At 62.2% G+C, this 18821-nt stretch carries 20 protein-coding genes and 1 tRNA gene; 15 read left to right on the top strand and 6 right to left on the bottom strand.

All coding sequences use genetic code 11. The annotated features are described in order from the left end of the window. Window positions 1–98: 98 nt before the first annotated feature. The 3 genes from JO965_RS17775 to JO965_RS17765 form a co-directional block, all read right to left on the bottom strand. Entirely contained in the window at window positions 99–860 is a 762-nt protein-coding gene (locus JO965_RS17775; RefSeq protein ID WP_203440356.1) for an ABC transporter permease, read from the bottom strand. Beyond that, window positions 857–1804, bottom strand: a complete 948-nt coding sequence (locus tag JO965_RS17770) for an ABC transporter ATP-binding protein (protein WP_246776607.1) — start codon at window positions 1802–1804, stop codon at window positions 857–859. Before JO965_RS17770 ends, JO965_RS17775 begins: the two co-directional genes overlap by 4 nt. Window positions 1805–2001: 197 nt before the next feature. Further along, window positions 2002–3123 (bottom strand): DUF2865 domain-containing protein, encoded by a 1122-nt coding sequence (locus JO965_RS17765; RefSeq protein WP_203440354.1) that lies wholly within the window; start codon window positions 3121–3123, stop codon window positions 2002–2004. Window positions 3124–3279: 156 nt separating this feature from the next. Here JO965_RS17765 and JO965_RS17760 point away from each other — a divergent pair, with 156 nt between their 5' ends. Together JO965_RS17760 and JO965_RS17755 are read left to right on the top strand one after the other, a co-directional pair. Continuing rightward, complete coding sequence (locus tag JO965_RS17760; RefSeq protein ID WP_203440353.1) at window positions 3280–3663, top strand: VOC family protein; 384 nt, start codon at window positions 3280–3282, stop codon at window positions 3661–3663. 62 nt (window positions 3664–3725) lie between these two features. Next, complete coding sequence (locus tag JO965_RS17755) at window positions 3726–4229, top strand: CreA family protein (RefSeq protein ID WP_203440352.1); 504 nt, start codon at window positions 3726–3728, stop codon at window positions 4227–4229. A gap of 15 nt (window positions 4230–4244) precedes the next feature. On the opposite strand, the gene JO965_RS17750 is transcribed toward JO965_RS17755, so the two are convergent. Further along, on the bottom strand, window positions 4245–4850 hold the full coding sequence (locus JO965_RS17750; RefSeq protein ID WP_203440351.1) for a LysE/ArgO family amino acid transporter: 606 nt from the start codon (window positions 4848–4850) through the stop codon (window positions 4245–4247). 91 nt (window positions 4851–4941) lie between these two features. Between JO965_RS17750 and JO965_RS17745 the strand changes: the two genes are divergently transcribed. Further along, window positions 4942–5832, top strand: a complete 891-nt coding sequence (locus JO965_RS17745) for a LysR family transcriptional regulator ArgP (protein ID WP_203440350.1) — start codon at window positions 4942–4944, stop codon at window positions 5830–5832. On the opposite strand, the gene JO965_RS17740 is transcribed toward JO965_RS17745, so the two are convergent. Next, window positions 5829–6152 carry a hypothetical protein gene (locus JO965_RS17740; protein ID WP_203440349.1) on the bottom strand — a complete coding sequence of 108 codons (324 nt, stop codon included), beginning with the start codon at window positions 6150–6152 and terminating at the stop codon, window positions 5829–5831. The genes JO965_RS17745 and JO965_RS17740 overlap by 4 nt on opposite strands. 293 nt (window positions 6153–6445) lie before the next feature. Between JO965_RS17740 and cysS the strand changes: the two genes are divergently transcribed. The 4 genes from cysS (at window position 6446) to JO965_RS17720 (ending at window position 10833) form a co-directional block, all read left to right on the top strand. Continuing rightward, a complete protein-coding gene (gene cysS, locus JO965_RS17735; protein ID WP_203440347.1) occupies window positions 6446–7915 on the top strand; it encodes a cysteine--tRNA ligase in 1470 nt (489 codons plus the stop codon). Window positions 7916–8051: 136 nt separating this feature from the next. Further along, window positions 8052–8561, top strand: coding sequence for a GNAT family N-acetyltransferase (locus tag JO965_RS17730; protein WP_203440341.1), 510 nt, complete (start codon window positions 8052–8054; stop codon window positions 8559–8561). Then, the gene (gene cimA / locus JO965_RS17725) at window positions 8558–10153 is read left to right on the top strand and encodes a citramalate synthase (protein ID WP_203440339.1); all 1596 of its coding nucleotides are present in this window, start codon (window positions 8558–8560) and stop codon (window positions 10151–10153) included. The genes JO965_RS17730 and cimA overlap by 4 nt, the downstream gene beginning before the upstream one ends. Window positions 10154–10311: 158 nt before the next feature. Next, the gene (locus tag JO965_RS17720; protein ID WP_246776606.1) at window positions 10312–10833 is read left to right on the top strand and encodes a DMT family transporter; all 522 of its coding nucleotides are present in this window, start codon (window positions 10312–10314) and stop codon (window positions 10831–10833) included. A 5-nt stretch (window positions 10834–10838) separates the two neighbouring features. On the opposite strand, the gene JO965_RS17715 is transcribed toward JO965_RS17720, so the two are convergent. Beyond that, on the bottom strand, window positions 10839–11447 hold the full coding sequence (locus tag JO965_RS17715; RefSeq protein WP_203440337.1) for a TIGR00730 family Rossman fold protein: 609 nt from the start codon (window positions 11445–11447) through the stop codon (window positions 10839–10841). A 128-nt stretch (window positions 11448–11575) separates the two neighbouring features. Here JO965_RS17715 and JO965_RS17710 point away from each other — a divergent pair, with 128 nt between their 5' ends. From JO965_RS17710 to JO965_RS17675, 8 genes are all read left to right on the top strand, one after another. Further along, window positions 11576–12886, top strand: a complete 1311-nt coding sequence (locus tag JO965_RS17710; RefSeq protein WP_203440332.1) for a LysM peptidoglycan-binding domain-containing protein — start codon at window positions 11576–11578, stop codon at window positions 12884–12886. Between the two features lie 94 nt (window positions 12887–12980). Then, window positions 12981–14894 (top strand): ABC transporter ATP-binding protein/permease, encoded by a 1914-nt coding sequence (locus tag JO965_RS17705; protein ID WP_203440331.1) that lies wholly within the window; start codon window positions 12981–12983, stop codon window positions 14892–14894. Window positions 14895–15060: 166 nt separating this feature from the next. Continuing rightward, a complete protein-coding gene (locus tag JO965_RS17700; protein WP_203440330.1) occupies window positions 15061–15762 on the top strand; it encodes a phosphatidylserine decarboxylase in 702 nt (233 codons plus the stop codon). Between the two features lie 138 nt (window positions 15763–15900). After that, window positions 15901–16755, top strand: coding sequence for a phosphatidylcholine/phosphatidylserine synthase (locus JO965_RS17695; RefSeq protein WP_203440329.1), 855 nt, complete (start codon window positions 15901–15903; stop codon window positions 16753–16755). Window positions 16756–16861: 106 nt separating this feature from the next. After that, window positions 16862–17512 carry a Maf-like protein gene (locus JO965_RS17690; protein WP_203440327.1) on the top strand — a complete coding sequence of 217 codons (651 nt, stop codon included), beginning with the start codon at window positions 16862–16864 and terminating at the stop codon, window positions 17510–17512. 86 nt (window positions 17513–17598) lie between these two features. Next, window positions 17599–17802: a DNA gyrase inhibitor YacG gene (gene yacG / locus JO965_RS17685; RefSeq protein ID WP_203440325.1), complete on the top strand. Its 204-nt coding sequence runs from the start codon at window positions 17599–17601 to the stop codon at window positions 17800–17802. A 101-nt stretch (window positions 17803–17903) separates the two neighbouring features. After that, window positions 17904–17979: transfer RNA gene (locus JO965_RS17680), tRNA-Phe, on the top strand. 595 nt (window positions 17980–18574) lie between these two features. Next, on the top strand, window positions 18575–18820 hold the full coding sequence (locus JO965_RS17675) for a BrnA antitoxin family protein (RefSeq protein WP_203440323.1): 246 nt from the start codon (window positions 18575–18577) through the stop codon (window positions 18818–18820). Window position 18821 lies beyond the last annotated feature (1 nt).

Genomic DNA, 18821 nt, shown 5'->3' with positions numbered 1-18821 from the left:
ATGCCCGCACTTGTTGCGGGCATCCACATCTTTGAACCACCGCGCCATCAAGGCGTGGATGGCCGGGACAAGCCCGGCCATGACGACGTGGCGAAACCTTAAGCTTTGATCTTGTACCCCGTCCTGAAAATCCACCAGACGGCGGCGAGGCAGATCAGCATGAATATGAGCGTCATCGTGAGGCTGATGCCTACGCCCACATCGGCGACGCCAAAAAAACTCCAGCGGAAGCCGCTCACCAGATAGACCACTGGGTTGAAGAGCGCGACCGTCTGCCAGAAGGGCGGCAGCATGTTGATGGAATAGAAGCTGCCGCCGAGGAAGGCGAGAGGCGTCACGATCATCAAGGGCACGACCTGCAGCTTCTGGAAGCTGTCGGCCCAGATGCCGATGATGAAGCCGAAGAGGCTGAAGGTGACGGAGGTGAGCACCAGGAAGGCGATCATCCAGAAAGGATGCTCGATGGAGAAATCCACGAAGAGCCGCGCGGTGATGAGGATGATGGTGCCGATGATCACCGACTTGGTGGCGGCTGCTCCCACATAACCGATCACCGTTTCGACCGCTGAGATTGGCGCGGAGAGGAGCTCGTAGATGGTACCGGTGAATTTCGGCATGTAGATGCCGAACGAGGCGTTCGAGATGCTCTCCGTCAGGATGGAGAGCATGATCAGGCCCGGCACGATGAAGGCGCCGTAGCTCACGCCGTCGATATTGGCCATGCGCGATCCGATGGCGGAGCCGAAGACGATGAAATAGAGCGAGGTCGAGAGGACCGGCGAGGCGATGCTCTGCATCAGCGTGCGCCAGGTACGAGCCATCTCGAAAAGATAGATGGCCTTGATTCCGTAAAGGTTCATGGACGCCCCCTGACCAGGCTGACGAAGATCTCCTCAAGCGAGCTTTCGGATGTCTGCAGGTCCTTGAAGTCGATGCCGTGCTCGTTCAGGCGGCGCAGAAGTCCCGCGATGCCGGTTTCATGGTTTTGCGTGTCGAAGGTGTAGACGAGCTCGGTGCCGTCGGCGGAGAGGTGCAGGCTTTCCGATTGCAACTCGGGTGGCAGGCTGGTGAGAGGGCTCTGCAGATGCAGGGTGAGTTGCTTCTGGCCGAGCTTCTGCATCAGGACATTCTTGTCCTCGACCAGGATGATCTCGCCCTTGCTGATCACCCCGATCCGGTCGGCCATCTCCTCGGCCTCTTCGATATAGTGGGTGGTCAGGATGATGGTGACGCCGTTCTCGCGCAGTCTCCGGACCATGTTCCACATGTCCCGCCGCAGCTCCACATCGACGCCGGCGGTCGGCTCGTCGAGGAACAGGATTTTGGGCTCGTGCGACAGGGCTTTGGCGATCATCACGCGACGCTTCATGCCGCCGGAAAGGGTCATGATCTTGCTATCGCGTTTCTCCCACAGGGAGAGATCCTTCAGGATCTTCTCGATATAGGCCGGGTTGGGCTTCTTGCCGAAGAGCCCCCGGCTGAACGTCACCGTCGCCCAGACGCTTTCGAAGGCGTCGGTGGTGAGTTCCTGCGGAACGAGGCCGATCTTGGTGCGTGCGGCCCGGTAATCTCGGATGATGTCATGGCCATCGGCCATGACATGGCCTGTGCTCGGGTTGACGATCCCGCAGACGATGCTGATCAGCGTCGTCTTGCCGGCACCGTTGGGGCCGAGCAGCGCGAAGATCTCGCCTCGGCGAATCTCCATGTCGATCGTCTTCAAGGCTTGGAAGCCCGATGCGTAGGTCTTGCTGAGGCCAGAGACAGCAATAATCGGATCGGACGCGCCCGTGGGCCGGGGCATCTCAAGGGAATCGAGCGGTTTCATGTCGGGGGTAATAGCATGACGGGGAGCGATGCGGAATGTGTACGAAATTGACACCCGCCACCGTCATCCCCGGGCTTGTCCCGGGGATCCACGTCTTTATCCCGCTGTGGTTCCTAAGACGTGGATGGCCGGGACAAGCCCGGCCATGACGCGAGAGGTGTTAATCCAAACAATCAGTTCTGAGCGTGCGGAACCGGGATCAGGTTGGGGGCGATCACGCGCACGGTCTTCTTCTGGCCGTTGCCGGCGACAACCTCCTGCTTCGAGCCTTCGCCTTGGCTGACCACGGCGTTGGTCTCGATCGATTGCGGGCCGATACCGGCTGATTCCTTGCTCGCGGTCGGAGCGGCAGCGGCGATTTCGGCGGCTTCCTTGGTCTCCTCATCGGCCTTCTTGTCGGCGGCCTTGCGGGCAGCCTGCACCTTCGGCCGGGACAGCTCCTCCGCCTTCTCGGCGGTCACGATCATGTCGCCCTTGCGCTGCTCGAGCATGCTCTCCGCCTTGCGCAGAACCACGGCCCAGCTCTCATCCTGCTTCTTGCAGGCGCAGCTCTCGTCGAAGGTCTTGCGGAACTTGAAGGCGTTCGCCAGCGACGTATAGGCCTGGTTCGTCGAGAGCGAGGCGGCGCGGTTGAGGCCGCTGTCGCCGCCCGGATAGGCAAAAGCCAGGGTTTCCGTGCCGGGGCAAAGAGACTGGCACATCTCGTTGGCGCTCTGTCCGCCGCCCGGGGGCGTGGTGAGCGGGAAGAAGGATCCGTCGCAGGTCTTGACGCAGATCAGGCGCCCGCCACCGAGGGAGGGCGGTCCGTCATCGGCGATGATCGGCTGTCCCTCCGGCATGATCTGCTGCTGTTGCTGACGCGGGGCGCCGAACAGCGATTCGAAAAAGCCGCGAGGCTGGTCGGTGGAGCAGGTCTGCTGGATGGCGACCTGCAACTGCCGGCGGCGGGCCTCGATCTGGCCTGCATCAAGGGACTGCGAGGCAAGGCGGGCATAGCCGCCCTCGAGCTGGCGGATCTGTTGGGCGATCGAGCCGCATTCGGCCGGGGCCGGGCCGGAGAGGAACCCGAGGGGGCCGCGCTCGCAGCCGATATTGCGATAGTAGCCGACGAGACGGTTGATCTCAGCCCGCTGGGCCTGCATCTGGCCGCTCGGCGCGCTTCCGCCGCTGCGCTCCAGGGAGGCCAGTTCAGCCTGGAACCGCTGGCACTGCGCCGACTGGGCATAGGCGGCCTGGCCGGCGGCCAGGAAGGCCGTCACGGCGATGAGGGAGCGGAGAAAAGATGTCTTTGCCATAGAGCTGATCGCAGAACCGGTCCGTTGCGGCGTCAAATGCCTGGGGAGGCTCGTCATGTGCCGCTGGAATTTGACCCTATTGTGATTAACGCCTTGCCGCCTTTCGGGGAAGCTGTCTAGCTTTCACGGAACAGCGACTCCGAAAAGAGATCCAGCATGTACTCTCATACGACCATCGGAGCAAACGACCTCGATCGGGCGAAAGGCTTCTACGACGCCGTGCTGGCGCCCCTTGGGTTGGAGGTTCGCTATTCGGGAGACGACATCATCGGCTGGGGTTTGCCCGGCGGGCGGCCGCAATTCCTGATCGTCCGCCCCTTCGATGGCAGAGAGCCCAGCGTCGGCAACGGCTCCATGATCGCGCTGCTGGCCGCGAAGCGCAGCCTTGTCGATGCCTGTTATGCCGCCGCCATGGAGCAGGGCGGGACGGATGAGGGCGCCCCGGGCCTGCGTCCGCACTATCACCGCAACTACTATGGTGCCTATTTTCGCGATCTCGATGGCAACAAGATCTGCATCGTCAGCCATCACGCCGAATAGGCTCTCGTCAAAGGCCAAAACCATCCCCACATGACAGCGTAACCGTGGGAGTTGAATGGAAGATGCTTGCTCGAATCGCTTTGGCCCTGGCCCTGACGATGGGTGCCGTCACCGGTGCCGCCGCTCAGGAGCCTGACCTGATTTTCAAGAAATCGACGGTCTGGCGGGCGCTGACTCCGGATGACAAGCTCGCGGTCTATGGGATCGACGATCCCGTGGTCGAAGGCGTGGCTTGTCATTACACGACCCCGGAGCGCGGCGGCATTTCCGGCACCTTCGGCGTCGCCGAGGAGGTCTCCGACATCTCGCTCTCCTGCCGACAGGTCGGCCCGGTCAAGTTCAAGCAGAAATTCGGCCAGGGCGACGTGGTGTTCAGCGAGCGCCGGTCGCTGATTTTCAAAAAGATGCAGATCGTTCGCGGCTGTGACGCGAAGCGGAACACCCTGGTCTACATGGTCTATTCGGACCGACCCATCGAGGGCTCGCCGAAGAACTCCACCTCGACCGTCCCGCTGATGCCCTGGGGAACCGAGGTTCCCGCGAAATGCGGGGACTGGCTGAAGTAAGCCGCGTCGTCCTCATCAGCCCTCGTTCAGCAGCAGCCTTGCTGCGGTCACCCACATGATCAGCCCGATGGCAACGTCGAGAATGCGCCATGTGACGGGCCGGGCGAAGAGTGGCTTCAGCAGACGGGCGCCGAAGCCGAGGGACAAGAAGAAGGCGAAGGAAGCCAGCATGGCGCCTGCCGCAAACCATCCTTTGCCCTCCTCGAACTGCGTCGAGATCGAGCCGATCAGAACCAGCGTATCGAGATAGACATGCGGGTTGAGCCAGGTCAGGGCGAGGCAGGTAAGAAGCACCCGGCTGAGGCTTTCAGGTGCCGCCTCGGACGGCCTTAAGGAGGCGGACCCGAAAGCGGCTATGAAGTTGCGCGCGCCGTAGGCGAGCAGGAACGCGGCACCGCCATAAAGCAGAACCGTCTCGGCCCAGGGCACGCGTGCGCTGAGTTGCGCGAAGCCGGAAACGCCGGCCAGGATGAGCACCGCATCCGAGAGCGCACAGGTGAGACATACCGCGAGCACATGCTCGCCGCGCAGTCCGATGCGCAGCACGAAGGCGTTCTGGGCGCCGATGGCGAGGATGAGGCTAAGGCAGAGCAGAAAGCCTGCGAGAAAAGGAGCGGTCATATCGATTTTCCAAGGAGTCGACGCTTCCTAGTTCCGGCCTTAGGATTAGGATAGTTAAAGTCTCTGATCTCAATTTAGTAAAACTAATCCAATGCTGGATTACGCCCTCCTCTCCGCCCTGGCCTCAGTGGTGCGCACCGGTAGCTTCGAGCGGGCAGCACAGCAGCTCAACGTGACGCCTTCAGCCGTCTCCCAGAGGATCAAGCTGCTGGAGGAGCGGATCGGGACCGTTCTTGTCGTCCGGGGCCAGCCCTGTCTAGCGACTGAGGCTGGCCAGCACCTGTGCCAGCACGTGGAGCAGGTCGCGCTGCTCGAAAGCTCCCTGCGTCAGAACCTGCCCGGCCTGGAGCCCGAGACGCGACCGGTGACCCTGCGCATTGCCGTCAATGCCGATAGCCTTGCCACCTGGTTCATCCCGGCGATGGCCCAGACGGAGGGCTTCCTGTTCGATCTCGTGGTGGACGACCAGGACCACAGCGCCGAATGGCTGCGGCGCGGCGAGGTCGTTGCGGCCGTGACCTCCCACGGCAAGCCGATCCAAGGCTGCAATTGTTATCCTCTCGGCACCTTGCGCTATCTCGCGACGGCGAGCCCGGGATTTGTGAAACGGTGGCTGCCGGATGGGCTGAACGAGCAATCGGCCGCCCGGGCGCCGTGTCTCGTCTTCAATCGGAAGGATCAGCTCCAGGCGCTTTGGCTTCGGCGAGCCCTTGGGGTCGACATCAGGCCGCCAGCCCACTGGCTGCCGTCATCGCAGGCCTTCGTGGATGCGGCTCTCGCGGGATTGGGCTGGGGGATGAACATGGAAACGACGATTCAGAAGCATATTCGCTCAGGGCGCCTTGTGGCGCTCGAACCGTCAGAACCGCTGGAAGTGCCTTTGTTCTGGCAGCAGAGCCGGATCGTCGGTCCTCTGCTTGCCGATGTAACCCGGGCCGTTCTTACGACCGCCCGGGCCATGCTTTCGCCGATGCCGACTTAGTTCGAGCAGGTCACGGAGACCGGTCGTTCCTTGGAGTCGAGGGAGGCCTTCTGGATGCTACCCGTCACCTCGTCAGGGGTGATCTGCCGATAAGAAACTGCCTTTACGTAGCCATGGGCCTCGCACCAGGCGTTTGCCACAACTTGGCCACAGGCCTGGTTTGTGATCAGGCATTCCGCAACGCCGTAGCCGTCGGCGGCAGGAACCATGAAGGTCGCTTGGGTCGAAGAGGCCTTGGTGCCGTTGGGAAGCAGCGTCAGGGACGCGGCTGCAAGAAACACGACAGTACCCATTCCGAGCATGGTGAATGCGCGGCGCATCGAAGACCTCTTTGGTTGAACTCGTGCCATAATGTCACGAGTGTGCGTGAACAAAGCTCTAACGCGCTTGGCTGGAACGCGTTTCATGCGGCTGTGCAAATAAAATATGCTTACCAAATAGGAAACCTTGACGTCCCAAGGCTGAAAAGGCATTGATGGCTTCATGAACACGGCAACGATCCTCATTTCCGGGATTATTTGCGGCTAGCGCATTTCGCTGGCTGGAGCCGTCTCGTTCTCATTCCAAGATCGAAACCATCCTCCGGCCTGCGGCCTGACAGGGATTTGGTTTCATGGCGGCAAGCTTGAGGCTCTACAACACGCTGACCCGGTCGAAGGACGCTTTCGTTCCGATCGATCCTGAAAACGTGCGCCTCTACGTCTGCGGACCCACCGTTTACGACTACGCCCACATCGGCAACGCCCGCCCGATCATCGTCTTCGACCTTCTCTTCCGTCTGTTGAGGCATGTTTACGGTAAGGAAGCCGTCACGTATGTGCGCAATATCACCGATGTCGACGACAAGATTAACGCCCGCGCCGCCCGGGATTACCCGGACTTAGGCCATAACGAGGCCATCCGCGCCGTCACCAGCAAGACGGAAGAGCAGTTCCACGCCGATATCCGAGCGCTGGGCGTGCTCATGCCGGAGGACGTGAACGAGGCGGGGAAGGCTCCGCGCTTCGTCGAGCCCCGGGCGACCGAGCATATCGACGAGATGCGCATGATCATCGAGCGGCTGATCGCTCGCGGAGCGGCCTATGTGGCCGAGGAGCATGTGCTCTTCTCCGTCGCTGCCATGCAGCGCCTCTCGAACGTGCCCAAGTACGGCACCCTCTCCAAGCGCTCCCTGGACGAACTGCTCTCCGGCGCCCGCGTGGATGTGGCGCCCTACAAGCGCGATCCGATGGATTTCGTGCTCTGGAAGCCTTCGGGGTCACAGGATCCCGCATGGCCGTCGCCGGCCGGCATCGCGACGCCGGGTCGTCCGGGCTGGCACATCGAGTGCTCGGCCATGTCCTGGAAGCATCTGGTCCAGGCTTTCGAGACACGGCTTTCCTGCACCGATCCGACAGCTCGCGAGATCTTCGACATCCACGGCGGCGGCATCGACCTCGTCTTCCCGCACCACGAGAACGAGATCGCGCAGAGCTGCTGCGCGTTCGACACGCCGCGCATGGCCAATGTGTGGATGCACAACGGCTTCCTGCAGGTGGAAGGCGAGAAGATGTCGAAGTCCCTCGGCAACTTCTTCACCATCAACGAGCTGCTTCAGGATTGGCCCGGCGAGGTCTTGCGTTTCAACATGCTGCGCACCCATTACCGCCAGCCCATCGACTGGACGGTGAAGGGGCTCGAGGAGAGTGAGAAGACCCTCGACCGCTGGTACGAACTGGCGGGCAGGGGAGAGACGGCTTTTCTCTCCGACCATATCGTCGATGCGCTCACGGACGATCTCAACACGCCGAAGATGTTGGCGGAGCTGCATGCTCTCGACGGGCAGGGCGCTCATGAGGAACTCGGCGCGAATCTTCGTGCGCTCGGTTTCCTTCTCGAAGGAGCCGAGGTCTGGAAGGCGCGCAAGCAGGCTTCGCTCAGCGTCGATCCTGCACAGGTCGAGGCGCTGATCGCAGCCCGCAAGGAAGCACGCGCTGCCAAGAACTGGGCCGAGTCCGACCGCATCCGCGACGAGCTCGCGGCGCTGAATGTCGTCGTAAAGGACAACAAGGACGGCACGACCACCTGGGAGGTCGCGCGATGAGCGTTCTTATCCCCACCACCGTCATCCCCGGGCTTGTCCCGGGGATCCACGTCTTCAACCACGGCAAAGACGTGGATGGCCGCAACAAGTGCGGCCATGACGTGCGTTGTAGCCTAACCGAGAGAAGGGCACGCTGATGGGACAGGCTTTGCCGAAACCTGGGCTTCGTCCTTTTCTGCCGGCGGATCTGCCGATCCTCGTCGACATCTATGAGGAGAGCATCGCGGAGCTGACGGGCGAGGATTACAGCGAGAGTCAGCAGGAAGCCTGGATTGCTCGTGCCGAGGACGATTCTTTCGCTCAGAGGCTGACACAGAGCCTCACGCTGATTGCGACCGTCGAGGGCTCTCCCGTCGGCTTCATCGCGCTCAAGGACAACGAGCTGATCGACCTGTTCTACGTACATCCGGCCGTGGCCGGGCAGGGGATCGGCACGATGCTCTACGATGCCATCGAGAAGCTTGCCGGCGCGCGCGGAGCGGCGCGCCTCGTGGCGGAGGTCAGCGACAATGCACTGCCCTTCTTCCAGAAGAACGGATTTCAGCCGCAGCGCCGCAACACGATGCCGCTCGGCGACGAATGGCTCGGCACCACCACCATGGAAAAGCGCCTGGCGCCGCAGGAAGATAGGAAATTGTCGTCATGAGCCGTGAACGCGTCTATCTCTTCGACACCACCCTGCGCGACGGGGCGCAGACCACAGGCGTGGATTTCTCGCTCGAGGACAAGAAGGCAATCGCCACGCTCCTCGACAAGCTCGGCATCGATTACGTGGAAGGCGGTTATCCCGGGGCAAACCCGCTGGATACCACCTTTTTTTCTGAGAAGCGCACGAAGAACGCCAAGTTCACGGCCTTCGGCATGACGAAGCGGGCAGGGCGTTCCGTCTCCAACGATCCCGGCGTCGCGGCTTTGCTTGAGGCTGAGGCCGATGCGATCTGCTTCGTCGCGAAATCCTGGGACTATCATGTGCGCGTTGCGCTCGAGACGACGCCGGAAGAAAACCTCGCCGGCATCCATGAGAGCGTCGAAGCCGCCCGTGCGAGGGGTCGTGAGGTGCTCGTCGATTGCGAGCATTTCTTCGACGGCTACAAGGCCAATCCCGATTACGCCCTGTCCTGTGTGAAGACGGCCTACGAGGCTGGGGCGCGCTGGATCGTGCTCTGCGACACCAATGGCGGCACGCTGCCTCACGAGGTGAGGGAGATCGTCACGGCAGTGACGAAAGTGGTGCCGGGCGCGCATGTCGGCATCCATGCGCATGACGATTGCGGCTGCGCGGTTGCCAATTCCCTTGCCGCGGTTGAGGCAGGTGCGCGCCATATCCAGGGCACGCTCAACGGCCTCGGTGAGCGCTGCGGCAACGCCAACCTCATCACGCTTATCGGCGCCCTGAAGCTGAAGGATGGCTATGCCGCCCGCTTCGATCTCGGCGTCACCGAAGATTCACTGAGCCAGCTCACCCATGTCTCGCGGCAGGTGGACGAGATCCTCAACCGACAGCCGAACCGCCATGCGCCTTTCGTGGGCTCGAGCGCCTTCGCGACGAAGGCCGGCATCCATGCCTCCGCTGTGCTGAAGGATCCGCGCACCTATGAGCATGTGGAGCCGGAAGTCGTCGGCAATGTGCGAAAAGTCCTGGTCTCGGATCAGGGCGGACAGTCGAACATTCTCGCCGAGCTGAAGCGCTGCGGCTTCGAGCTCGAAAAGGGCGATCCGCGCATCGCGCGTGTGCTCGATGAGGTGAAGCGCAAGGAGGCGCAAGGCTTCGCGTTCGAAGGCGCGGACGCGTCCTTCTACGTGCTGGTCAAGCGCATGCTGGGCGAAGTGCCGGCTTTCTTCGACGTGGAGCGCTTCTCCGTCAACGTGGAGCGCCGCTTCAACGCGGTCGGCGAACTCGTCACCGCCTCGGAAGCTATTGTGAAGGTGCGCGTGGGCGACGAGGTGCTGATCTCGGCCGCCGAGGGCAATGGCCCGGTGAATGCGCTCGACGTGGCATTGCGCAAGGATCTCGGCAAGTATCAGCACCTGATTCAGGATCTGGAGCTTGTGGACTATAAAGTGCGCATCTATCAGGGCGGTTCGGATGCCGTGACGCGCGTGCTGATCGAGTTCATGGACGGCTCCGGCGAACGCTGGACCACCATCGGCGTCTCGGCCAACATCATCGACGCTTCGTTCCAGGCGCTGACGGATTCGATGGTCTACAAGCTTCTGAAGGGCGGCGCTTCGCTTTGATGCGAGGCGCGTTCTCCCTTCCCCTTGTGGGGTGGGATCAAGGGTGAGGATGTGAGCGGTGGCCAATCCACGTGTGGCGCCGACACCCCACCTCCAACTCCTTCCTACAAAGGAGGAGAGTTCCAGTGCTCTCTGGATCCTCTTCGAGACGCAGCCTGATGGCTGCTCCTCAGGATGAGGCGGGTGTGAATTTATCTGTCGCTGAAATCGAACCTGCTCCAGGCCCTCCCATGAACATCTCGATCCTGCTGCCGCTCTTAGGGATCCTCCTGGGCGGCATATTTCTCTCCTCTCAGGCACCCATTAATGCGGCGCTGGCTCGATCTCTCGGCGATCCGGTGCTGGCAGCCTGTGTCTCGTTCGGAATCGGCTTCGTCATTCTGGCGGCGATCAGCGTCTTTCGCGGCGCATGGCCGTCCGGCGCTGCCGTTGCGGCGGCGCCCTGGTGGTCCTGGTTCGGCGGCTTTCTCGGCGCCTTCTATGTTGCCGTCGTGATCTGGGGGGTGCCGCAGCTCGGTGTCGTCAGCACCGTGGCCGCATTGATCCTAGGACAAGTCGCGGCCGCCTTGGTGCTCGATGCGGTGGGAGCCTTCGGCCTTCCCGTGCAGCCGATCACGTGGCAGCGGCTTCTCGCGGCGGGCATGATCCTGGGCGGGCTTGTGTTGTCTCGCGTAGGGTAAGAACCTCAGAAGTGGCTTTCGATGGCCTCATCGTTGCTCACGATCCCGACGCGCCGGGCCGCATTCTCGAGCATCGGAATGACCTCTTCGACCCGCTCTGCGACGAGATAGTTGAGCTCAAGGCCCGGTCGGATGAAACCTTGTTCGCGCATATGGGCGATCAGGGTGAGGAGCGGCTTCCAGAAGCCCTTGGTACTCAGCATCAGGATCGGTTTGGTATGCCGGCCGAGCTGCGACCAAGTCATCTGCTCGACGAGCTCCTCCAAGGTCCCGATGCCGCCGGGCAGGGCGACGAAGGCGTCGGCCTTCTCGAACATCAGTCGCTTGCGGGTGTGCATGTCGGGCACGACGATGGTGTCCTGCACATCGTCGAGAAGCTTCTCACGGGACTTCAGAAAGTCCGGGATGATCCCTGTGACATATCCGCCATGGTCGAGGACGGATTGGGCCACCGTGCCCATGAGGCCTACATTGCCGCCACCATAGACCAGATTGATCCCTTGCTCGGCCATGGAACGGCCCAATACCGCCGCATTCTCAGCGAAAACGGGGTCGTCCCCGAAGCCGGAGCCGCAATAAACACAAATCGATTTGATCGTTCTGGTGGATGACATGGGCATTTCGGGGAAGCGGGGAGCCTCCCGCGCTGAATCATAGGGCATTATTTGTCCTTTATGGCCGTAGCCTTTTGAAAGATAAACGGTTTAAATGCACGAAAGTGCCGCGTTCGAGAAAAAGCACCATGGCGCATCCGAAGGAAATTAAAGGTACAATTGCGTTACTGGGTGCCGCTGCGGCAGCCGTTGTCGCAGTCCTTCTCGGGGTTCTCTACTGGTCATGGTCTGGCAAGCCTGAGACCTCGCAGAATACAGCTCCCGCCCAGACGGCCCAACCCTCCGCTCCGTCACAGACAGCACCGGGACAGCAGGCCGCTACCAAGCCGGCAGCCCCGAGCGAGGCTCCCGCGGCTCAGCCCAAGGATGCATCCATCGCGCCTTCCTTCGATCTGGTGCGGGTCGAGCCGGATGGCGAGAGCGTGATTGCCGGGCGCGCAGCTCCGGGTGCAACCATCGAATTGTTGAGAGGCGATCAGGTCCACGCTCGTGCTGCAGCCGATGCCTCAGGTCTGTTCGCCATCGTGCCTCCACCCTTGCCGCCGGGCTCCCATCTGGTGGTGCTGCAATCCATCGCGCCGGACGGTACCCGTCAGCGCTCCGCCCAGAGCGTGACGGTTGTCATCACCGATGCCAAGACACGACCGCTCGTGACTTTGACGGCTCCGGACAAACCGACGGTGGTCCTGTCCAATCCCGAGCCGCCGGCCAAGGTGGCAGAGGAGCCGAAGCCTGACACGAAGACGGCCGAAGCCCAACCTGCAGCGCCTCAGCCAGCTCAGCCGGCTCCACAGCAGCAGGCCGGCGCTGCGCCGACGGTGTCTCCGCCTCCAGCGCCTGCGCAACCGGCGCCACGACCCGAGATCAAGATCGTGACCGTCGAGGCCGAGGAGGGGAAGCTCTTCGTGTCCGGCCAGTCGGCACCCGGTGCGACCGTGCGTCTTTACCTCAACGAGAGCCTGATCGCTCCCGGCGGAGCCGGCAGTGATGGCAAGGTGTCCTTCTCGATCGGCAGCGGTGTGAAGCCCGGCGATTACCGAATCCGCCTCGATGATGTGGATCCGGTCTCCGGTCAGGTGAGGTCACGCGCCGAGGTGGGCTTCAACGTGCCCGTCCAGGTCGCTTCTGCACAGCCGCAGGGGCCGGCATCGTCTCAGCCGACCGCTCCGACCGCCCAGTCCCAGGCTTCGCAGGATGTGGCCTCCGCCATGCCCCACGGACAGGTGGCCGGTGCCGGAACGGTCGTGATCCCCAACATCAACACCACCATCGTGTCTCGCGGAGACAATCTCTGGCGCATCAGCCAGCGGGTCTATGGCAAGGGTTTGCGCTATACGGTGATCTATGGCGCGAACCAGGAACAGATCCGCAATCCGGACCTGATCTATCCCGGTCAGGTTTTCGTGCTGCCCGGCGAGCAGGAGCCGAAGAGCAATTAAGCTTCCGACACACTGGAACAATTACAGACTTAGGGTGAATTCATCCCGTCGATAGCTTATATCGAGGTCCAAGATTTCGATTGGATTCTCGCGTATGCCTCCCTCCACCGCCGTCCCACTGACGAGCGCTGCTGCGCCAAAGCCTAACGGCTTGGCGGCCACCTGGACAAAACTCTGGCCCTATCTCTGGCCCCACGGCAGGCCCGATCTCCAGCGACGGGTCTTCCTGGCCTTCGGCCTTCTGCTGGTCGCGAAAGGCGTGACCATGGTGACGCCGTTCGCCTTCAAATGGGCAACGGACGCACTCGTGGCGGTCACGAGCGGCGGTGGTCAGGGTGCCGAGGCGGCGGCCACCGCAGGCTCATGGCTCTGGAAGGCGCCGATCCTGCTGACTGTGATCTACGGAATCACCCGCATCCTCATGGCGGTGCTGACGCAGGTGCGCGACGGCATCTTCGCCAAGGTTGCCATGCATGCGGTGAGGCAGCTCGCCCTGCAGACCTTCGAGCATATGCACCGCCTGTCCCTGCGTTTTCATCTCGAGCGCAAGACCGGCGGCCTGACCCGCGTGCTGGAGCGCGGCCGCGAGGGCATCGAGGAGTTGTCGCGGCTGGTGGTTTTGACCCTCCTGCCGACGATCCTCGAATTCGTCCTGGTGCTGGGCCTGCTCGCCTGGGAGTTCAACTGGCTTTATTCCGCCGTCGTCTTCGTGATGGTGGTCGTCTATCTCGCCTATACCTACAAGGCGACCCAGTGGCGGATCTCGATCCGCAAGCAGATGAACGACTCCGACACGGACGCCAACACCAAGGCAGTCGACTCGCTGCTCAACTACGAGACCGTGAAGTATTTCGGCGCCGAGCAGCGGGAGACCGCCCGTTACGACCGCTCCATGGAGCGTTACGAAAAGGCCTCGACCCAGACCTATACGTCGCTTGCCGTGCTCAATGCGGGCCAAGCCGTGATCTTCTCCATCGGCATGGCCATCGTCATGGTCCTGGCGGCGCGGGACATTATGGAAGGCCGCGCGTCCATCGGCAGCTTCGTGCTCGTCAACGCCATGCTGGTTCAGCTCTATATACCGCTGAACTTCATGGGCATGCTCTATCGCGAGATCAAACAGGCTCTCATCGATATCGACGACATGTTCGCAATCATCGAGCGCAATCCCGAGATTCAGGACAAGCCCGGTTCTAAGCCGCTGCAGGTGGCGGAAGGCGTGGTGCGCTTCGAGGATGTGCATTTCGCCTATATCCCCGAGCGCCCCATCCTCAAGGGTGTGAGTTTCGAGGTGCCGGCGGGCCATACGGTCGCCATCGTCGGGCCTTCGGGCGCCGGCAAATCGACCATCTCCCGCCTGCTGTTCCGCTTCTATGAGCCCACCAGCGGCCGCATCCTCATCGATGGACAGGATATCGCCGGGGTGCAGCAGGCAAGCTTGCGCAAGGTCATCGGCATGGTCCCGCAGGATACGGTGCTGTTCAACGACACCATCGGTTACAACGTCCAGTACGGACGCTGGGACGCAACGCCGGAGGAGGTGAGGGAGGCTGCCCGCCTAGCCCAGATCGACCGCTTCATCGGCCTCCTGCCGGAGGGCTACGACACGCCCGTGGGCGAGCGCGGCCTGAAGCTCTCAGGCGGCGAGAAGCAGCGCGTGGCCATTGCCCGCACGATCTTGAAAGCGCCCCCGATCCTGGTGCTCGACGAGGCGACCTCGGCGCTCGACACCTTCACCGAAAAGGAGATCCAGGACGCCCTCGACCGGGTCAGCCGGGGGCGGACCACCCTGGTGATCGCCCATCGGTTGTCCACAGTCATCGGAGCCGACGAGATCATCGTTCTCGACCAGGGAAGGGTAGTCGAGCGCGGCAATCATGCGAGCCTGCTGGTCCATGGCGGGGTCTATGCCGCCATGTGGAACCGCCAGCGCGAGGCGGATCAGGCCCGAGAAACCCTCAAGCGGGCCGAGGAGGAAGAGCGTAGCCCCGAGAGCGTGGCAGGTTGACGGACGCTCTTTCGCCTGCCATCCCACGCTAGAGCATCGGACCCAAAAGTGGATTTGCACTTTTGGGACCTATCCGATGCTTATTTTTGACTAGGCGCATCGTTCGGGGCGGAAAACCGAGGCCACTTTTCCGCACGATGCGCTGGCGCTCTGAGGCTGTGAAAATATGACCGATATCCTGGAATCGATGCGCCGCATCTTCGTGCCGATCCACAAGGAGGGCTATCCCTTCATCCTGATCGCGCTGTTTGCGACGATTGTCCTGGCGTGGCTCTGGTCGCCCCTGGGCTGGATCGGCGCGATCCTGACCGTGTGGGTCTGCTATTTCTTTCGCGATCCGCCGCGGGTGACGCCCCTCCGGGAGGGTCTTGTCGTTTCTCCCGCCGACGGCCGGGTGAACCTCATCACCACTGCCGTGCCGCCGGCCGAGCTCGACCTGCCGCCCGAACCGATGACCCGCATCTCGGTGTTCATGAACGTGTTCGACTGCCACGTGAACCGCTCGCCGGTCTCGGGTCGGATCGCCCAGATCCTCTATACGCCGGGCCTCTTCCTCAATGCCGAGCTCGACAAGGCGAGCGAAGACAACGAGCGCAATGCCCTCGTGATCGAGACGGCGGGCACCAAGATCGGCGTCGTTCAGATCGCCGGCCTCGTGGCGCGCCGCATCGTGTCCTTCGTCAAGATTGGCGATCATTTGAGCACCGGCGAGCGCTTCGGCCTCATCCGGTTCGGCTCCCGCCTCGACATTTTCGTGCCGCTCAACGCCCAGGTTCTCGTGGGCCTTGGCCAGACGGCGGTCGCGGGCGAGACGGTGCTCGCGGATCTCACCGCCAACGAGCCCGCGCGCCAGTACCGGGTGGGCTGATGCATTGCGTCGGCAGGGGAAAGCTTTCCCTGCCGGCCCCCTGGACGGAACCGTCCACAGCAGTTTGCGCTTCTTCCATCACCCGCAAACTGCCCAGCTCTGCTTGTCGGTCAGGCTGGCTCCTCTTAGGTTGTTGCCATGAGTGACCTTTTCCCGCCCTTCGCCCCGGATCCGAACGAGCCGCGCAAGCGGCTCTTCAAGCCGGTTCCGTTCCGGATGATCGCGCCCAACATCATCACATTGATCGCTCTCTGTCTGGGACTCTGGGCGATCCGGCTGGCTTTCGATGGGCAATACGAGCGAGCCGTCGTGGCCGTCATCGTCGCCGCCTTTCTGGACGGCGTCGACGGGCGCATCGCCCGGCTTCTGAAGGGCACCTCCCGCTTTGGCGCGGAACTCGACTCTCTGGCTGACTTTCTGAATTTCGGCGTCACCCCGGCCCTGATCCTCTACAGCTTCGTCCTGCACGAACTGGGGCGCGTGGGCTGGATCGGCTCCATCGTGCTTGCGATTGCGGCGGCGCTTCGCCTCGCCCGGTTCAACGTCATGATCGACGATCCCAACCGGCCGGAATGGAAGAAGAACTTTTTTGTAGGCATGGCGGCACCCATGGGTGCCATGAGCGCGCTGCTGCCGCTTTACCTGTCGTTCCTCGGCATGCCGATCCAGGATTCCTCGGTCGCGCCCGTGATCCTCGTTTATGTGGTGGGCATCGCGTTCCTCATGGTCTCGACGATCCCGACCTATTCGGGGAAGACCATGGGCAAGTACGTACCGCGCCAGTGGGTTCTGCCCATCTTCGTCCTGTCCGTCGCGGCGTTCGGCCTGCTCGTCAGCTTCCCCTGGGAAATGCTGAGCCTGATCACCGTCATCTTCCTGCTGACGATCCCGGTCAGCGTGATGCGCTATCGCAAACTGGAACGGGCCGGTGCCGCGCGCGATGACGAGACCACGTCGTCCCCATCCGGTACTGAACCGCCGCCTGTCGCTTGATCGACTTGATTCAACTGTCTCCGGTGCCATGTTGTCGCCGGGACAAGCTTAGACGGTTTGAGCATTCTTGAGGGGTCCCGAAGGATCCCGGAGCGTGGAGAGAAAAGTGGCGTCTTCTTCCGAGGTGTCGAAGCCCAGCGGGCGTCCGAAGCTCATTCTCGCCTCCGCCTCACCGCGCAGGCTCGCCATCCTGCAGCAGGCCGGCATCGAGCCTGATGCCCTTCTGCCCGCCGACGTGGACGAGACCCCGTTGAAGAACGAGGGCGTCAAGGAACTGGCGAAGCGCCTGGCACGCTCGAAGGCGGAAGTGGCCCGGAAAGTTGCCCGCACCCGCGAGGATCTGAAGGATTCCTATATCCTCTCCGCCGACACGGTCGTGGCGGTCGGGCGGCGTATCCTGCCCAAGGCCGAGGTGGTGGACGAGGCGGCAGGCTGCCTGCGCCAGCTCTCGGGCCGCCAGCACCGGGTCTATACCTCGATCTGCCTGATCACGCCGAAGGACTCCGTCCGCGAGCGTCTGGTAGAGACACGCGTGCGCTTCAAGCGCCTCTCACGGGACGAGTTCGAGCGCTACCTCGCCTCCGGCGAGTGGCGCGGCAAGGCGGGCGGCTATGCCATCCAGGGCCTCGCTGGAACCTTCGTGGTCAAGCTCGTCGGCTCCTACACCAATGTGGTGGGCCTGCCCCTCTACGAAGCGGCGACCTTGCTCGACGGGGAGGGCTATCCCGTCCGGTTCAGCTGGCTCGACGCGGCCTGAACTCGCTCTCTGCATTTATAGGCCGCCTTGCACAATGATGAGCCGATAACCACGTAGTTGCTCCGCAATGGAAGGAGGCGCGAGGCATGAACGCCGCCAATGAAAACAATCCCCTGGCTTCATCCGGCAAGTGCCCGATCTGCGGCAAGCCCACTCAAGCTGAATACCGGCCCTTCTGCTCCAAGCGCTGTGCCGACGTAGACCTGAACCGCTGGCTCTCCGGCAGCTATGCGATTCCAGCCGTTGAAAGCGAGGAAAACGACCGGGATGAGGATGACCGGGAAGCCTGAACACATTTCCCGGAATTTTTGTCGCCTGAACCGCTGGACATGCGATCCATGTCTGACTATACACCCCTCCACGACGCGCACGGCTCCGCCGCGCATCGGATGCCCAGGTAGCTCAGTTGGTAGAGCATGCGACTGAAAATCGCAGTGTCGGTGGTTCGATTCCGCCCCTGGGCACCACTTAATCCTTGAAAACATTAGACATCAGTTTCGCACGCAACCGGGTTAGACACTCTCGCGTGCCCAACGGTCCAATTTCTCCACAGCCCTTCGAACCGTCGACCTTTTCTTCGCTCGCTCCGAATAGTGCTGTGCCATGGCACTGGTCCCTTGACCCGGCGCCCTACCTGATCTTGTCCAGGCCGGCTTCCGACTCCGCCAGCATCTCGCCAACCGTGTGACGCAGACCGTGGATTGTCAGGCCTTCTCCGATATCCCCGTTCTCGTGCAGCTTGTCCTTGAAGCGGCCCCAATCCTCAAGAGCCGCCAGCCAAACGATTAGGAATTCTCATCTCTCAACTTACAATTACCTGAAAGCTGAGCAATATGTGGACACCTGAGCGCGAGTTTCGGGAACAGCGAAGAGGACACAGAATGACCTTGCACCAGCACATGCAGAGACACTGGAAGACCGCTGCCCTCCTCGTTGTAGCCGGCATCCTTGCTTATAGCATCTCTTCCTTCTGGTGATGTGGCGGCTGTCCTCGCTACGGGAGATCCGACGCCTGAAGAAAGCGTAGAGGGCTCACTGCAGAAGAAGTTAGGGAGAGAAACGATGTCGAGGTCACCAAGCGGCCGGCGCCCAAGCGATCCGATGAAGGCCGCCGAGGCCGCCTTCAAGAAGGCTACAACGAAGCCGATCGAGGGGCCTCCGAAGGCTGCAGCGATCCCTGGCGTGAAAGAAACCGTTACCCTCCGCATTGATCAGGATGTGCTTGAGTTCTTCCAGGAGGATGGTCCCGGCTGGCAGGATCGCATCAACGCGGCCCTGCGAAAGGCCGCTGGCAAGTCCGATGATTGAG

It is taken from the genome of Microvirga sp. VF16 (genome assembly GCF_016864375.1).
Classification (GTDB): Bacteria; Pseudomonadota; Alphaproteobacteria; order Rhizobiales; family Beijerinckiaceae; genus Microvirga.
Note: the sequence above shows the minus strand (reverse complement) of the source record. Positions and strands in the feature narration are given on the sequence as shown.

Excerpts from the sequence above, each read along its gene's own strand:
- JO965_RS17775 (WP_203440356.1), bottom strand. The coding sequence starts at position 860 with ATGAACCTTTACGGAATCAAGGCCATCTATCTTTTCGAGATGGCTCGT.
- JO965_RS17770 (WP_246776607.1), bottom strand. The coding sequence starts at position 1,804 with ATGCCCCGGCCCACGGGCGCGTCCGATCCGATTATTGCTGTCTCTGGC.
- JO965_RS17765 (WP_203440354.1), bottom strand. The coding sequence starts at position 3,123 with ATGGCAAAGACATCTTTTCTCCGCTCCCTCATCGCCGTGACGGCCTTC.
- JO965_RS17760 (WP_203440353.1), top strand. The coding sequence starts at position 3,280 with ATGTACTCTCATACGACCATCGGAGCAAACGACCTCGATCGGGCGAAA.
- JO965_RS17755 (WP_203440352.1), top strand. The coding sequence starts at position 3,726 with ATGCTTGCTCGAATCGCTTTGGCCCTGGCCCTGACGATGGGTGCCGTC.
- JO965_RS17750 (WP_203440351.1), bottom strand. The coding sequence starts at position 4,850 with ATGACCGCTCCTTTTCTCGCAGGCTTTCTGCTCTGCCTTAGCCTCATC.
- JO965_RS17745 (WP_203440350.1), top strand. The coding sequence starts at position 4,942 with ATGCTGGATTACGCCCTCCTCTCCGCCCTGGCCTCAGTGGTGCGCACC.
- JO965_RS17740 (WP_203440349.1), bottom strand. The coding sequence starts at position 6,152 with ATGCGCCGCGCATTCACCATGCTCGGAATGGGTACTGTCGTGTTTCTT.
- cysS (WP_203440347.1), top strand. The coding sequence starts at position 6,446 with ATGGCGGCAAGCTTGAGGCTCTACAACACGCTGACCCGGTCGAAGGAC.
- JO965_RS17730 (WP_203440341.1), top strand. The coding sequence starts at position 8,052 with ATGGGACAGGCTTTGCCGAAACCTGGGCTTCGTCCTTTTCTGCCGGCG.
- cimA (WP_203440339.1), top strand. The coding sequence starts at position 8,558 with ATGAGCCGTGAACGCGTCTATCTCTTCGACACCACCCTGCGCGACGGG.
- JO965_RS17720 (WP_246776606.1), top strand. The coding sequence starts at position 10,312 with ATGGCTGCTCCTCAGGATGAGGCGGGTGTGAATTTATCTGTCGCTGAA.
- JO965_RS17715 (WP_203440337.1), bottom strand. The coding sequence starts at position 11,447 with ATGTCATCCACCAGAACGATCAAATCGATTTGTGTTTATTGCGGCTCC.
- JO965_RS17710 (WP_203440332.1), top strand. The coding sequence starts at position 11,576 with ATGGCGCATCCGAAGGAAATTAAAGGTACAATTGCGTTACTGGGTGCC.
- JO965_RS17705 (WP_203440331.1), top strand. The coding sequence starts at position 12,981 with ATGCCTCCCTCCACCGCCGTCCCACTGACGAGCGCTGCTGCGCCAAAG.
- JO965_RS17700 (WP_203440330.1), top strand. The coding sequence starts at position 15,061 with ATGACCGATATCCTGGAATCGATGCGCCGCATCTTCGTGCCGATCCAC.
- JO965_RS17695 (WP_203440329.1), top strand. The coding sequence starts at position 15,901 with ATGAGTGACCTTTTCCCGCCCTTCGCCCCGGATCCGAACGAGCCGCGC.
- yacG (WP_203440325.1), top strand. The coding sequence starts at position 17,599 with ATGAACGCCGCCAATGAAAACAATCCCCTGGCTTCATCCGGCAAGTGC.
- JO965_RS17675 (WP_203440323.1), top strand. The coding sequence starts at position 18,575 with ATGTCGAGGTCACCAAGCGGCCGGCGCCCAAGCGATCCGATGAAGGCC.